General features: G+C 52.3%; 14 protein-coding genes. 9 read left to right on the top strand and 5 right to left on the bottom strand.

Translation table 11 applies throughout. The annotated features are described in order from the left end of the window. The first annotated feature begins 28 nt into the window (after positions 1-28). From ACRQV7_RS12695 to pflB, 5 genes are all read left to right on the top strand, one after another. Entirely contained in the window at positions 29-712 is a 684-nt protein-coding gene (locus tag ACRQV7_RS12695; protein WP_444658422.1) for a metal ABC transporter ATP-binding protein, read from the top strand. Next, positions 699-1508 (top strand): metal ABC transporter permease, encoded by an 810-nt coding sequence (locus ACRQV7_RS12690; RefSeq protein ID WP_275717970.1) that lies wholly within the window; start codon positions 699-701, stop codon positions 1506-1508. The genes ACRQV7_RS12695 and ACRQV7_RS12690 overlap by 14 nt, the downstream gene beginning before the upstream one ends. 74 nt (positions 1509-1582) lie before the next feature. Beyond that, a complete protein-coding gene (locus ACRQV7_RS12685) occupies positions 1583-2329 on the top strand; it encodes a Crp/Fnr family transcriptional regulator (protein ID WP_444658421.1) in 747 nt (248 codons plus the stop codon). 290 nt (positions 2330-2619) lie between these two features. Beyond that, positions 2620-3399 (top strand): pyruvate formate-lyase-activating protein, encoded by a 780-nt coding sequence (gene pflA, locus ACRQV7_RS12680; RefSeq protein WP_275717972.1) that lies wholly within the window; start codon positions 2620-2622, stop codon positions 3397-3399. 108 nt (positions 3400-3507) lie between these two features. Further along, a complete protein-coding gene (pflB, locus tag ACRQV7_RS12675) occupies positions 3508-5754 on the top strand; it encodes a formate C-acetyltransferase (RefSeq protein ID WP_444658420.1) in 2247 nt (748 codons plus the stop codon). 3 nt (positions 5755-5757) lie between these two features. Here pflB and ACRQV7_RS12670 read toward each other — a convergent pair whose 3' ends face one another. Next, positions 5758-6204, bottom strand: coding sequence for a hypothetical protein (locus tag ACRQV7_RS12670; RefSeq protein WP_444658419.1), 447 nt, complete (start codon positions 6202-6204; stop codon positions 5758-5760). A gap of 131 nt (positions 6205-6335) precedes the next feature. Between ACRQV7_RS12670 and ACRQV7_RS12665 the strand changes: the two genes are divergently transcribed. Continuing rightward, positions 6336-7565: a hypothetical protein gene (locus ACRQV7_RS12665; RefSeq protein WP_444658418.1), complete on the top strand. Its 1230-nt coding sequence runs from the start codon at positions 6336-6338 to the stop codon at positions 7563-7565. 236 nt (positions 7566-7801) lie between these two features. Here ACRQV7_RS12665 and ACRQV7_RS12660 read toward each other — a convergent pair whose 3' ends face one another. From ACRQV7_RS12660 to ACRQV7_RS12650, 3 genes are read right to left on the bottom strand one after another with little or no spacing between them, the layout of a single operon-like run. Next, a complete protein-coding gene (locus ACRQV7_RS12660; RefSeq protein ID WP_444658417.1) occupies positions 7802-9748 on the bottom strand; it encodes an ABC transporter ATP-binding protein in 1947 nt (648 codons plus the stop codon). After that, on the bottom strand, positions 9741-11492 hold the full coding sequence (locus tag ACRQV7_RS12655) for an ABC transporter ATP-binding protein (RefSeq protein ID WP_444658416.1): 1752 nt from the start codon (positions 11490-11492) through the stop codon (positions 9741-9743). Before ACRQV7_RS12655 ends, ACRQV7_RS12660 begins: the two co-directional genes overlap by 8 nt. 30 nt (positions 11493-11522) lie before the next feature. Beyond that, the gene (locus ACRQV7_RS12650) at positions 11523-11975 is read right to left on the bottom strand and encodes a MarR family winged helix-turn-helix transcriptional regulator (RefSeq protein ID WP_444658415.1); all 453 of its coding nucleotides are present in this window, start codon (positions 11973-11975) and stop codon (positions 11523-11525) included. Between the two features lie 333 nt (positions 11976-12308). On the opposite strand from ACRQV7_RS12650, the gene ACRQV7_RS12645 reads away from it, so the two are divergent. The 3 genes from ACRQV7_RS12645 to ACRQV7_RS12635 all read left to right on the top strand — a co-directional run bounded on the left by ACRQV7_RS12645 (position 12309) and on the right by ACRQV7_RS12635 (position 14405). After that, a complete protein-coding gene (locus tag ACRQV7_RS12645) occupies positions 12309-13106 on the top strand; it encodes a DeoR/GlpR family DNA-binding transcription regulator (protein WP_444658414.1) in 798 nt (265 codons plus the stop codon). Next, positions 13103-13297: a hypothetical protein gene (locus tag ACRQV7_RS12640; RefSeq protein WP_444658413.1), complete on the top strand. Its 195-nt coding sequence runs from the start codon at positions 13103-13105 to the stop codon at positions 13295-13297. Before ACRQV7_RS12645 ends, ACRQV7_RS12640 begins: the two co-directional genes overlap by 4 nt. Before the next feature lie 112 nt (positions 13298-13409). Further along, complete coding sequence (locus tag ACRQV7_RS12635) at positions 13410-14405, top strand: reverse transcriptase family protein (RefSeq protein ID WP_444658412.1); 996 nt, start codon at positions 13410-13412, stop codon at positions 14403-14405. A 73-nt stretch (positions 14406-14478) separates the two neighbouring features. On the opposite strand, the gene ACRQV7_RS12630 is transcribed toward ACRQV7_RS12635, so the two are convergent. Next, complete coding sequence (locus ACRQV7_RS12630; RefSeq protein WP_444658411.1) at positions 14479-14736, bottom strand: HPr family phosphocarrier protein; 258 nt, start codon at positions 14734-14736, stop codon at positions 14479-14481. Positions 14737-14758 lie beyond the last annotated feature (22 nt).

Below are 14758 nucleotides of genomic sequence, written 5' to 3'. Positions count from 1 at the left end.
AAGCTGAATATGGAATAAGGGGATTTTTATGATCAAAGCAGAAAACTTATCTTTTTCGTATACGGGGACCGCGCCCTATGTCCTTAGGGGGATCGACCTGGATATACGGCGGGGGGAATATGTTTCCGTAGTAGGGGAAAACGGTTCCGGTAAAAGCACGCTGATGCGGCTGATTTTAAAATTCATAAAACCGACGGAAGGAACCATTGCCTCAGAAGCCAGGAGGATTGGATATGTGCCGCAGAAAAATGATTTTTCAAACTCCAATTTTCCTATTACCGTTTATGAGATGTTAAATTCCTATCGTAAGCTTTTGAAAATAAAAAATAAGGGCATCCTTGCGGAAAATCTTGAGAAAGTCGGGATGTCCGAGTTTTCCGGCGCTTTAATGGGGACGCTGTCCGGCGGACAAACCCAGAAAATCCTGATTGCCAGAGCTTTGACAGGCGATCCCGATTTACTGATTCTGGACGAGCCTTCCACCGGAGTCGACATTGGCAGCCAAAAAGAGATCTATGGCTTTCTGAGGAAGATGAACCGGGAAAATCAAATAACGATTGTTTCGGTAGAGCATAATCTGGACGCCGCGGTTTCCAATTCCACGCTGATTTACCATCTGGTCAACGGTCAGGGGCATCTTTGTTCCCCGAAACAGTATGCCGATGAATATTTAAAGAGAAATGATAAGGGTGATGCAGATGTTGAATTATAGTTTTATGCAAAACGCATTGTTTGTTTCGGTGTTTATTTCCGTTTTATGTCCCTGTATCGGAATTTTTCTGGTCCTTCGGCGATATTCCATGATCGGGGACACCTTGTCCCATGCTTCCCTGGCCGGGATTACGATCGGGCTGATGCTGAACCAGAATCCCGTTCTGGGAGCGTTTGTCTTTACTTCCATTTGCGGCGCCCTGATCGAATTTCTCAGAACCTATTTTAAAAAATACACGGATTTGATTCTGAGCATTGTGCTTGCGCTAAGCGTAGGTACCGCTATCACCATCATCAGTTCCGGAAAGCTCCATGCCAACGCGGATTCCTTCATGTTCGGCAGTATTCTTACCGTTACCCGGTTCGATATGATCATGGTGGTCGTGCTCAGCGTCATTTCTGTTCTGGCCCTTGTTTTTTTGTATCATCAGATGCTTTACATCGCATACGACGAGGAAGCCGCAAAAGTTGCGGGGGTAAGGGTGAAGCTGATCAACTATGTGTTTTCGATCCTTGTGGCCTCCGCAATCTCCGTTTCCATCCGGATTGTGGGCGTTTTAGTGCTCAGCTCCATGATCGCGCTTCCGGTCGCTACCGCTCTGCAGCTGGGAAAAGGGTTTAAAGCGACCCTGCTGTTTTCCATTCTTTTCAGTGTGATCGATATTATGCTGGGGCTGTTTGTCTCTTTTTACCTGAATGTGGCTCCGGGGGGCTTTACCGCGCTCGTTTCCGTTGCCGTCCTTGTTTTGGTTCTTCTGACAAAAAGGATACTGGCCGGCATCCGGGAGATTCGTTGACCATGCCCGACTTTTTTCTTTCCCTTATGATTGGGTTATGATAAAATATAGAAAAAGATACTTGAGAGATTGAAATGGATGGAGAGGGTATTGTGATGGAAAAAGGGGATAAAAAAATGTTTTCCGGATGCGCAAACTGTAAAAACGGTCTTTTGTGCACGATGGCGATTCCCTTGTTCAGTACGCTTCCGAAAGACCTGCAAAAAAACCTTACGGAACACTCCATACAGACGACCAAAGCAAAGGGCAGTTTTCTGTTCAGGGTAGGCGAGCAAGTGGACTCTGTCCTGATCATCCGGAAAGGAAGGATTAAGCTCTGTAAATATGACGCGGATGGAAACGAATACATCCTTGATATCATTCACGACGGAGACGCCGTATGGGAAAATCTTTTCCTCGAAAATGCCGTTTTTCCCTATTCGGCGGTGTGCCTGTCAAAGGTGGAGCTGTGCGAGATCAGAAAAAGTGAATTTATACAGCTTCTCGCCGATCGCCCGGGGATTGCGATGAACCTGATTTCCCTTCTCTCCCTCCGGTTAAAGGACGCCAATGAAAAGGCGCTGCTGCTTTCCATCCGTGACCCGAAAGTACGCCTGGCGGGATTTCTGCTGGACAGGGATATCCGGTGCGTCGGACCGGAGATCAAGCTGAAGCTGGAGGATATCGCCGCCAGCATTGGGCTGCGCCCGGAGACGGTCAGCAGGAACCTGAGCCGGTTTGAAAAGGATGGTTTCATTCAAAGGCTCGGCCAGGGGAAGATCCTGGTCACGGACCGCAGCGGACTGAAGAAAATTTATGAAGCCAGCCAGCCGGAGAAGTGACCCCCAAAAACTCAGGCGGATATTTTCATGAAGCGGCGGAGAGGGCTTGTTGCCTGTGAATTGCAGGCGGCAGGCCCTCCCTTTTTTGAGTATATCCTACTGCCTGATACGGATCTTCCGCAGAAAAACGCGGATATTTTTTGATACTCCCTCCCGCCTATGGCGGGAGGGAGTATCATGACGAAAGCCGGGTTCATAATTAAGAAATCCACTCGTTGAAAACTTGATTCTGATCAAAGAAAAAGAGCAGAAGCGGGAGTATACTGAAAGCACCAGAAAGGAAGAGGCATATGATCAGAGGAGCAATCCATTCCACAGAATCCTTCGGTTCCGTCGACGGTCCGGGAGTCCGCTTTCTTATCTTTTTAAAGGGATGCATGATGCGCTGCCGCTATTGCCACAACGTCGATACGTGGGACCCCCGTTCCAACGACCTGCGCACGGCGGACGAGCTGCTGGATCAGGCGGAGCGGTACCGCAGCTATTGGGGAAAGGAAGGCGGGATTACCGTCAGCGGGGGGGAACCCCTTTTGCAGATCGATTTTCTTCTCGAGCTGTTTCAGAAGGCCAAAGCGCGCGGAATCCATACCGCGATCGATACGGCGGGACAGCCTTTTACGAGGGAGGAACCGTTTTTTTCAAAATTCCGGGAGCTGATGCGTTACACGGATCTTCTTTTAATGGATATCAAGCATATCGACCCCATGGAGCATCGAAAGCTGACGGGACAGCCGAACGAAAATATTCTGGATATGTTCCGCTATCTGTCCGATATCGGCAAGCCTGTCTGGATCCGGTATGTGCTTGTTCCGGGGATTACGGACGACGACGGTTATCTGCACAGAACACGGGAGTTCATCGCCGCGCTTAAAAATGTGGAGAAGATCGAGGTGCTTCCTTACCATGCCATGGGTCAATACAAATGGAAAGAGCTTGGCATTCCATATTCTCTGGAAGGGGTAAAGTCGCCCGGCGCGGAGCGCGTGAAAAATGCCGAACGGATTCTTCGCGGGGAAAGCGGGCCGCGCAGGGAAACGCTGTGCTGCGAGCGGAGGAACCCGGCAACATGAAATGCTGTATTATTGATTACAATCAAGGAATCGGCAGAACAGATCAGCTAAACTATAGTCAGAACTGCAGAAGAAAGCTGCATGCTATCACAAGAAAGGAGTAGTGCTATGAAGCAGGAATGGAGAGGCTTCAAAGGTTCGCATTGGACGGACGACGTCAATGTGAGGGATTTCATTCAGGACAATTACACGCAATATGACGGGGACCAGAGTTTTCTGGCAGAACCGACGGATGCGACGAACAAGCTTTGGGGAAAGGTACAGGAGCTGCAGAAGCAGGAAAGAGCGAACAATGGGGTGCTGGATATGGAGACAAAGGTCGTCTCCGGCATCACCGCTTACGGGGCGGCCTACATCGACAGCGGGGATAAGAGCCTTGAGAGGGTCGTGGGACTGCAGACGGACAAACCCCTGAAAAGGGCGTTCATGCCCTACGGCGGCATCAAGATGGCGGAGGAAGCCTGCACCACCTACGGCTATACACCCGCTCCCGAGCTGCATAAGATTTTCACGGATTACCATAAGACGCACAATCAGGCGGTTTTCGACGCGTACACGCCTGAAATGAAAAAGGCCCGCCACAATAAAATCATCACAGGGCTTCCGGATACCTACGGACGCGGGCGCATCGTCGGCGACTACCGCCGCGTCGCCCTTTACGGCATCGATCACCTGATTGAAAAGAAGAAAGAGGATCTTTCTTACTGCGGGTCCGGTATCATGACGGACGACATCATCCGCCAGAGAGAGGAACTCTCCGACCAGATCAGGGCATTAAAGGACATGAAGGAAATGGCGGCGGCCTACGGCTTCGATATTTCAAAGCCGGCCGGTAACGCGAAAGAAGCCGTCCAGTGGCTGTACTTCGGGTATCTGGCGGCGATCAGGAGCCAGAACGGCGCGGCGATGAGCGTCGGCCGCGTGTCCACCTTCCTTGACATCTATATCCATCGCGATCTGGAGGAAGAAACGCTGACCGAGGCGGAGGCGCAGGAGCTGATCGACCATCTGGTGTTAAAGCTCAGAATGGTGAAGTTCGCCCGCATCCCCTCTTACAATCAGCTGTTCTCCGGGGACCCCGTCTGGGCTACGCTGGAAACGGCGGGGCTTGGAATGGACGGCCGCCACATGGTGACCAAAAACGATTACCGGTTCCTGCATACGCTGGAAAATATGGGGCCCGCGCCGGAACCGAACCTGACCGTTCTTTATTCCTCCAAGCTGCCGGAAAACTATAAGAAATACGCGGCTTACATTTCCGTAAAGACAAGCTCCATCCAATATGAAAACGACGATGTGATGCGCCCGATCTGGGGAGACGACTACAGCATCTGCTGCTGCGTATCCGCGACACAGACCGGTAAGGAAATGCAGTTCTTCGGCGCGCGCGCAAACCTTGCCAAGTGCCTGCTGTACGCCATTAACGGCGGCGTGGATGAAAAGAGCGGCATGCAGGTGGGACCCGCTTACAAGTCCGTCACCTCGGCGGTCCTCGATTATGAGGACGTGATGGCGAAGTACGACGTCATGATGGATTGGCTTGCGGGGCTTTATGTGAATGTCCTGAACCTGATTCAGTATATGCATGACAAGTATTACTACGAAGCGGCGGAGATGGCGCTGATCGATACCGACGTCAGAAGAACCTTCGCAACCGGCATTGCGGGTTTCTCCCATGTGGTCGATTCCCTGTCCGCCATCAAATACGCGAAGGTAACTCCCGTGCGCAACGAGAACAGCGTGGCTGTGGACTTTCAGATCGAAGGCGACTTCCCGCGTTACGGAAACGACGACGACCGCGCGGACGACATTGCCGTATGGCTTTTGAAGACCTTCATGAAGAAGCTGACCAAATACCACACCTATCGTGATTCGGAGCCTACGACATCGATTCTTACGATTACCTCCAATGTTGTGTACGGCAAGAACACCGGCACGCTTCCGGACGGAAGACAGGCGTGGACGCCGCTGGCGCCGGGCGCGAACCCGTCCTACGGCGCGGAAAAGAACGGGCTTCTCGCTTCCCTGAACTCCGTCGCAAAGCTGCCTTACGAGTATGCGCTCGACGGCATTTCCAATACGCAGACCATCAGCCCGGGCGCGCTTGGGCATACCGAGGGAGAACAGAGCGAAACCCTCGCGCATGTTCTTGACGGATATTTCGGCCGCGGCGCCCATCATTTGAACGTCAATGTCTTCGGCACCGAAAAGCTGAAAGACGCGATGGAGCATCCTGAGAAACCGGAGTACGCTAACTTTACGATCCGTGTATCGGGATATGCGGTAAAATTCATCGACCTGACGAGAGAGCAGCAGCTCGATGTCATTGCGAGAACCTGCCACGACAAAATGTAATTTTCACTCATCGTACAATTCAGCCGCCGCCACCTGTGTGCACAGATGGCGGCGGCTGTCGTTTCTGGGCTTTGCTTTCTGCAGGAGCAACGACAGCAATTCCATTTCAGCTTGCGAGACAAAACACGTTTCTCCCCCCGCCTTCGACGAGGGGAGAAACGTAACCTTGTTAAGCGGATCTTTCAATTCCGAGAATACGAAATAGATTTCTTCATCGTCCCAACCGTCGCCATAAGACTCTTTGCACAAAAGCAGGTCGTTTCTTGTGTAAAAGCAAACGTCCCCAATGAGAACGGAGCCCTGAGTATCCAGTAAATCGAGGAGTTCGGCAATGAAACTGACCTTGGCGTCATCCGTAAGGTGATGCGGGGCATATGTCCTTTCAATCGCATGTGACGGAATTGCTGAATTTATATTCCATTTCTTTCCTCTCTTCTGCCTGAGGTTCATATATCGTTGAAAAAATGTTAAATTAATACGGAGTTTTTCTTTGAAAGAAGGACTCTATGCGGAAAAGCATGCGGAGGAACGGTGGGACGGATTACTCTAAAGTTAGGAAAGGCAGTTGGAAAAAAGAAATAATGGAAAATAGAAAGCAATTGAAATGGGGCGGGTGGAGCGGAACGCTCGCCTTTGACCGGAGCCTGTCCGGTTTTGTTCGAGAACACATCTTCGGGATCGCATGGATCGCCCTGACGCTTTTATCCCTTGCCGTGCGCTGGCGGGGGTTCCCGACGGAAAGCAGCGACTATCAGCATTTTCTGCTCCCGTGGTTCCAGGAGCTGAAGAAGAGCGGAGGATTCGCGGCGCTGGGCAGGCCGGTCGGAAATTACAATTTTCCCTATCTGACGATTCTCGCCGCCTTAACGTACCTGCCGGTTCCGCCGCTGTTCTCTATCAAAGCGGTCTCTATTCTGTTCGATTACGTCGGCGCCGCTGCGGGGGCGCGGATCGTATACAGCCTTGCCTCAAATAAGAAAAAAGGGGAACTTCTGGCGGCCGCCGCATGGCTGTGCATCTTGTTCCACCCGGTCGTTTTCATTAATTCGGCCTTTTGGGGGCAGTGCGATTTCATTTATGTGTCCTTTTTATTGCTGTGCATAAAAGAACTGATCCGGGAATCCTATGTGCCGGCTTTCGTGTGGTTTTCTTTTGCCCTTGCGTTTAAGCTTCAGGCCGTATTTTTTTTGCCGGTGCTTTTGATTCTATATTTCACAAATCGGTCCCATTCTGTCGTGCACTATTTGATCATCCCGCTGGGGGTGTCCGTTTTGTCGATTCCGGCTCTGGTCGCAGGAAGACCTGTCACAGATATTTTTAAGATTTATTTGGAGCAGACCCAGTTCAAACAACTGGTGTCCCACTTTCCCGGACTGTATTATCTGTTGATGGGAACCTACTCCCAATACGCGGTCGTGGGAATTTGTCTTTGCGTTGCTTTCTTGGGGGCGGGCGCCGTCCTTTGGATTTCGTATCAAAAGCCCGTCCGGGAGGAAAATATTTTATTGCTGGGCATGTGGGCTTCTTCCGTCTGCACGTATTTTTTGCCTTCCATGCATGAACGGTATTCATTCCTGACGGTGGTCCTGAGCGTTCTCTATATGCTTTCCGTGCGGAAAGACAGGCTGCCCGCCGTTCTGATCGCCGCCGGCTGGTCGTTCACCACAATGCTGACCTGTGTCAACGCAGTCAATATGGCGAATAAAATTCCGGTGGATTACATCGCTTTGTCAGCGGTGGATCTGGTGCTTGTGGCGGCGGTCACCTGGCTGATGATCCGCAGGGCGACGGAAAATACGTCGTCGGACTGAAACGGATTTTTGTCACGGAGTTCCGGCCGGGACTTTCACCTCCGTCACGAGAATATGCGGCTGATGAAAAAATAAGGGCTTGCCGTCTGTGAACTGAAGACGGCAAGCCCTTTCGGCTGTTTTTTAAAGCAATCCACTTTTTTGGAGAAAAAACGGTCTTTCGCTCTGCGGACCCGTTTCAGCGCTGTTTTTTGGCTTGACCGATACGCTCTGCAGGTCGGGCGGAACGGCTGGATTTATTCGAGTTCAAACGCGCCGGTGTAGAGCTGATAATATTTCCCCTTTTCGCTGATCAGCTGTTCGTGGCTGCCGCGCTCGATGATGCGGCCGTGTTCCAGAACCATAATGACGTCGGAATTCTGCACGGTGGAAAGGCGGTGTGCGATGACAAATACCGTTCTGCCTTTCATCAGCGCATCCATACCCTTCTGAACAATGGCTTCGGTTCTGGTGTCGATGGAGGAGGTGGCCTCGTCAAGGATCATGACGGGCGGGTCGGCCACCGCCGCGCGGGCAATGGAAATCAGCTGCCGCTGCCCCTGCGAAAGGCCGCTGCCGTCGCCCTCCAGCACGGTATGATACCCCTGCGGAAGCATGCGGATAAATCCGTCGGCGTTCGAGAGCTTTGCGGCCGCAATGCATTCCTCGTCCGTCGCGTCCAGCTTGCCGTAGCGGATGTTGTCCATCACCGTTCCCGTAAAGAGGTTCACGTCCTGCAAAACGATGCCGAGCGACCGTCGGAGATCGGCTTTCCTTATTTTGTTGATATTGATTCCGTCATACCGGATCTTCCCGTCGGCAATGTCATAGAACCGGTTGATCAGGTTGGTGATCGTCGTTTTTCCGGCGCCGGTCGCTCCTACAAAGGCGACCTTTTGGCCCGGCTCTGCGTAAAGCGTGATGTTGTGCAGGACGACGTTGTTTTCTTCGTAGCCGAAGTCCACGTCGTAAAAGCGGATGTCTCCCTGCAGCGGCGTATAGGTCACCGCTCCGTCGCTGTGCGGATATTTCCACGCCCATGTGTCCGTCCGTTCCCTGCATTCTTTTATTTCGCCGTTTTCTATTTTTGCATTGACCAGGGTGACGTATCCATCGTCCTGCTCGCTTTCCTCATCCATCAGGTCAAAGATTCTTGACGCGCCGGCGAGCGCCATGATTACCATGTTGAACTGCATGGAAATCTGGCCGATCGGGTTGATGAAGCTGCGGGAAAGGGTAAGGAAGGATACGATCGTACCGATCGTCAGGGTCTGGACCCCGGCGAAGCTCAGGTTGGGAATTCCCGCGATGCCCGCCGCGCCGCCGATGATGGCAAGGAGCACATAGAGCATATAGCCCAGATTGCCGACCACCGGCATGGTGATATTTCCGTACTTGTTCGCCTCGGTCGCGCAGTAGCAGAGGTCTTCGTTCTTTTTATCGAAGCCCTCCTCGGTTTTTTCTTCGTGACAGAAAACCTTTACGACTTTCTGACCGTTGATCATTTCTTCAATATAGCCGTTGACGTCTCCCAAAGACTGCTGCTGCTTCATAAAGAAGGCTCCGCTTCTTCCCACCAGGGCTTTGATTACCTTCAGCAAAATCACGGCGAACACGGCGACGAAAGCGGTAAGGCCGACGCTGAGATAAAGCATGGAGAAAAACGCAGCCGCCACGGAAACAAGGGACGCAAACATCTGCGGCAAGCTCTGGGAGATCGCCTGACGCAGCGTGTCGGTATCGTTGGTATAGCGGCTCATGATATCGCCGTGCGTATGCGTGTCAAAATATCGGATCGGCAGGCTCTGCATATGCGTGAACATTTCATCGCGGATTCTTTTCAGCGTGCCCTGCTCAATGATGACCATCATCTGGTTGTAGAACAAGGTGGACAGCACGCCGATGATGTAGATCGACCCCATTAAGAGAATCGCTTTGAAAAGGCCCGTGAAGGAAGGGGAGGCCTGGCCCAGCAGAGGGATAATGTACTTGTCGATCAGCGTCTGAAGAAACAAAGAGGACGCCGCGCCCGCGGCCGCGCTGATCAGGATACAGATAAAAACGAGGATCAGCTGAATCCGGTAGCCGGCCATATAGGCAAGCAGCCTTTTGATCGTACCCGGCTTAAAACGCTGCATCGGGGGCCTGCCGCCCGCCGCCGTTTTGCCGTATGCCTGCGGATTGTCTTTCGGCATTTTACTCATGGAGAGCGCCTCCTCTGTTCTGAGACTCGTAGACTTCCCTGTAAATGGCACAGGTTCCGAGCAGTTCCTCGTGCGTCCCGACCGCGTTGATTTTGCCGTCGTCGAGCACAATGATTTTGTCGGCGTCCTGAACGGAGGAAACACGCTGCGCGATGATAATTTTCGTCGTGTTCGGGATGTCCTTCCGAAACGCCTGGCGGATCAATTCGTCGGTTTTGGTGTCGACCGCGCTGGTGGAATCGTCCAGAATCAGAATTTTGGGCTTTTTCAGCAATGCCCGCGCGATGCACAGCCGCTGTTTCTGTCCGCCGGACACATTGGTGCCGCCCTGCTCGATATAGGTATCGTACTGATCCGGGAATTCCCGGATGAAGCCGTCGGCCTGGGCGAGCCTGCAGGCATGGATCATTTCTTCCTCCGTGGCGTCCGCACTGCCCCAGCGGAGGTTCTCTTTGACCGTGCCGGAAAAAAGAACATTTTTCTGCAGCACCATCGCCACCTGATTGCGGAGCGATTCAAGATCGTAATCCTGCACGTCGACGCCGCCGACGGTTACCCTTCCTGCGGTGACATCATAAAGGCGCGGAATCAGCTGAACAAGGCTCGATTTCGAGGAGCCGGTTCCGCCGAGGATACCGACCGTCTCCCCTGACGCGATGGACAGGTTGATCCCGTCAAGGACCGGCTTGTCGGCCTTTCTGGAATAAGTAAAAGTGACGTTTTCAAAGGTGATGGAACCGTCTTCTACTGTGCAGACAGGGTTTTCCCCGTTTTTGAGATCACTTTCCTCATTCAGGATTTCCACAATACGCTCCGACGACGCGCGTGCGATAATGATCATGACAAACACCATGGAAAGCATCATCAGGCTCATGAGGATCTGCAGGGCGTAGGTGATCAGGCTGGCCAGTTCTCCTGTCGAAAGCCCGATTACGGGATTGTTGTTGCTGGCGATGATTTCTTTGGCGCCAAACCAGGAAAGCAAGAGCATGCTGGCATAGAGGCAAAGCTGCATCAGCGGCATATTGAACGCGATTCTTTTTTCCGCCTTTGTGAAATCCTGAAAAATCGACTGGGAAATACCCGCGAACTTTTCGTCCTCATGGTCTTCGCGGGTATAGGATTTGACGACCCGGATGCCGAGCAGATTTTCCTGAACAATGCGGTTCAGCTTGTCGTAGGTGTTGAACACCCGAACGAAAATCGGGTGAACGTGCGTTGTGATCATAAAAAGGCCGACGCCGAGCACGGGGATCGTCGCAAGAAAGATCAGGGAAAGATGAGCGTCGATCCGGAAGGAAAAAATCAATGCGAACACGATCATCACGGGCGCCCGCACCCCGAGGCGGACCAGCATCTGGTAAGCGTTCTGCACATTGGTGACGTCAGTGGTCAGCCGTGTGATGATACTGGCGGTTGAAAATTTATCAATATTGGAAAAAGAAAATTTCTGCACGTTATAGAACATATCGCGGCGTAAATTTTTTGCAAAGCCCGAAGAAGCGATCGCCGCGCTGCGGCCCGCAAGAACGCCGGTCAGCAGCGAGATCATCGCGCAGACAATCAGCGCAAGCCCGATCCACAGAACATTGGGCATGCTTTTCTGATTGATTCCGTAGTCGATCAGATACGCCATCAGCGTAGGAATGACGATTTCAAGGATCGACTCGAAGGTCACATATGCCGGGGCAAGCAGGGAATTCTTTTTATATTCTCTCACGCTGGAGAGAAGCTTTTTCATCATATAAAATCTCCTTAACGTTTTACTGAAATATCAGGAAAGAGCAGGATTCATATCGGATATATTTGTCCGCATCCTTTGCAGGTAAGAGTACAGCGTTTCCACTTCTTCCTCCGTAAATCCGCTTGTCAGGGTCCGTTCCATCCTCTCGGCGTCCTCCCGCATGAGCCCTTTGATTTTCCACGCTTTTTCTGTGAGGACAATCTTTTTCAGGCGCGCGTCCTGTGCAACCGCCTGTCTTTGAATCAGGCCCTTTTGTTCCATCAGGCTGAGTACTTTCGACGCTGTGGAGCGGGTGATGGTAAAGTGATCCTCCAGATCCTTCTGATAGATATTTTTGTCCGCATTATCGGCAAGGTAGCCGATAATCCACCCGTTGTTTCCGGTGATGGTTTCGATTTCATTTTTATGGGAAGAAAATTCGAAATAACGCCGGATCATGTTGTTCAGCGAGCGAAGCTCCAGCCCGATCTTCATCTTTTCCATACAGCACTTCCTTTTTATGCGCAATAGGATTTGCAATACTGTTTTATGTCATACAGTTCTATCTACAACATTATAGTAATAAGCATGGCACTCGTCAATTGTCAGCATACATAAATTTTCACCGAAAAATCGAAGCAGAAACTGGTAAAATCGTCTATCCCCGGAAAGAGCAAGCTGACCGCCGGGACTGCCGCCGCTTTTACGGCCCGGATTGACGGTTTTTTCCAATGGTGGTAAAATGATACTAATAAAACAAAACAGAACAGATTGCTCTGTTTGATAATGAATTATCCGGATGCCAAAACGGCTTTCAGGAAAAGGGAGGTTCGGGCAATGGAAATGAGTGCCGCGCGGCGCAGAATGGAAATCTATCAGCTTCTGCAAAAGGAGAGCTCCGTGGCGGTCAATGATCTGGCGGAGCGGTTCCATGTTTCCGCCATGACGATCCGCAGGGACCTTCTTTTCTTTGAAAAGCAGGGCTTTGTGATCACCAGCTACGGGGGAGCGTACTTAAATACCCGCACGGCGATCGAGCCGAGCTTTTCCGTGAAATCCGGCCAGCTGACCGACCGGAAGCGGGCCATCGGGTATGAAGCATCCCGGCTGATCGAGGACGGGGATACCATCATTATCGACTGCGGGACCACAACGCTGCAAATCGCCAGATGCATCCAGGAGAAAAAGCTGACCGTTATTACCAACTCGTGGCCGGTGATCCAATATTTGGGAAGCCGCCCGAAAATCCGGCTGATTCTTGCCCCCGGGGAATACAACGAGGTTTCCGCAGGAGCCGTCAGCGGAATGACCGCCGAGTTTTTTCAGAATTTCCGGGCGGACAAGGTGTTTGCCGGCACGCACGGGTGCAGTCTGGAGTACGGCGCAACGGTGCCGGGACCGGAGGATGCTTTGGTAAAGAAGGCATTGCTCCGCGCGGGCAACCGGAAATACCTTCTGGCGGACCATACCAAATTCGGACAGACGTATCTGACCCGATACGCCGATCTTTCCGAATTTGACTGCGTCATCACCGACGGCGGCATTCCGCAGACGTATTACTCCAAACTGGAGAAGGTGTGTAAAAAAATCGTCACCGCCGGGCCGGACGCGGAAAAACGGGAGCAAAAGGATTGAGAGCCGCGGCGGCGGGGGACAAAAAATCGGGGGTGGGCTGGATTATTTCGGTCCGATGTGGTAAAGTACAGGATAAGCGGAAACGGCAGCAGATTCTGCGGATTTTTTTCGCAGGAGGACGGCGAGTCGCCGCCCCCGAAAGGGCAAACGGACCGGCGCTGCGCGCGCAGAAAGCAATCCTCACCGTGTAACCATACACTTCGTGTATTTCAAAACACGGCTGCGGTTGCATTCCGAAGGAGAATTTTGTGCCTTTTCCGCTTATTAAAAAATCAGCCGGGTCTGCGGCAGGAGGCAGCGGCCATGCTTCATACGCTTGAAGATTTTTGCAGATATCTTTACCATAACCGGGACGGGCGGAAGTTTTACCGGTGCTATTACCAGCTTCTGCGCCTTTCCCGTGAAAAATACCGGTGCGGCTGCTACACCCTTCGCGAGCTGCCGAAGGGAGAAAGCGGCACGCGGCTGCTCTGTGTTCCGAACCGCGCGCTCAGAAGGGTGCAGAAAGGCATTTTAGGGCTGCTGCCCGCCGCCGGACCGCGCTGCGCGACCGCTTATTTGCCGGGAAAATCCGTACTGGACAACGCGCGGCCTCATCTGGGACAGCCTCTGGTGGTCAAGCTGGACATCCATGCTTTTTTTGACAGCATTTCTTTCGCGCAGGTATTCCGCGCCGTTGACCGGGCGCTGGAGGTTTCGCCCTGCGTTGGGTGCCATTATCTCAATGCGGATGACCGCTCTTTTTTGGAAAACCGGAATTACAACGGTGTTCTCAGCTTTTATTTTGCGCGTTTTTGTACCCTGGGCGGCTCGCTTCCCCAGGGCGCGCCGACCAGTCCTCTCCTTTCCAATCTGGTTTTCGGGCCGATCGACGGGCAGATCAGCGCGTATTGCGGCAGGCGCGGGATCGCCTATACCCGTTACAGCGACGATATGACTTTTTCCGGTTCCTTCAATCCGCTGGCGCTCATCGATTTTGTGCGGCGCGTTCTGGCGGAAAACGGGTTCACCCTAAACGACCGGAAGACGCGGATATTAAATCGCGGACAGCGGAGAAAGATCACCGGGGTAGTGGCAAACCAAAAGCTTCAGGCCCCCAGGGAATACCGCCGCGAAATCCGCCGGGAGCTGTACTATATCCGGAAATACGGATGGGAATCCCATCTTGCCCATGAAAACATAGCGCAGGGGCCGGAGGAGTACCGGCGCAGCCTGCTCGGGCGCGTCGGCTTTGTGCTGCAGCTTTGTCCGGCGGACGGCGAATTTCTGCGGTACAGGCAGTGGCTTTTGGAAAATTGAAAAACAATAAAACAGCACCCCAATCGTTAGACAGAGATACTGAATAACGATTGGGGTGCTGTTTGTTCCCGGCTTATAAATTGGCCTTGAAAAAAGCCTGCAGCGTTTCAAAAGCTTTTGCCTCGTCGCCGCCTTCCACAGTAACGGTTACCGTCTCACCCTTTTTGGCGGCCAGCCCCATGACCGCGAAAATCTTTTTGGCGTTTGCCGCATTTCCGTCCTTGATTACCTGAATGTCCGAAGCAAACGCCGCCGCTGTCTTTACAAGCAGCCCGGCCGGACGGGCGTGGATTCCTTCGGCATCCGTAATGGTATAAGTAAACTGCTTCATAGAAATACTCCCCTTGATGATT

Origin of the sequence: Caproiciproducens lactatisolvens, assembly GCF_052443335.1 — a bacterium.
Classification (GTDB): Bacteria; Bacillota; Clostridia; order Oscillospirales; family Acutalibacteraceae; genus Caproiciproducens.
This window is presented reverse-complemented; position numbering and strand designations above follow the sequence as displayed.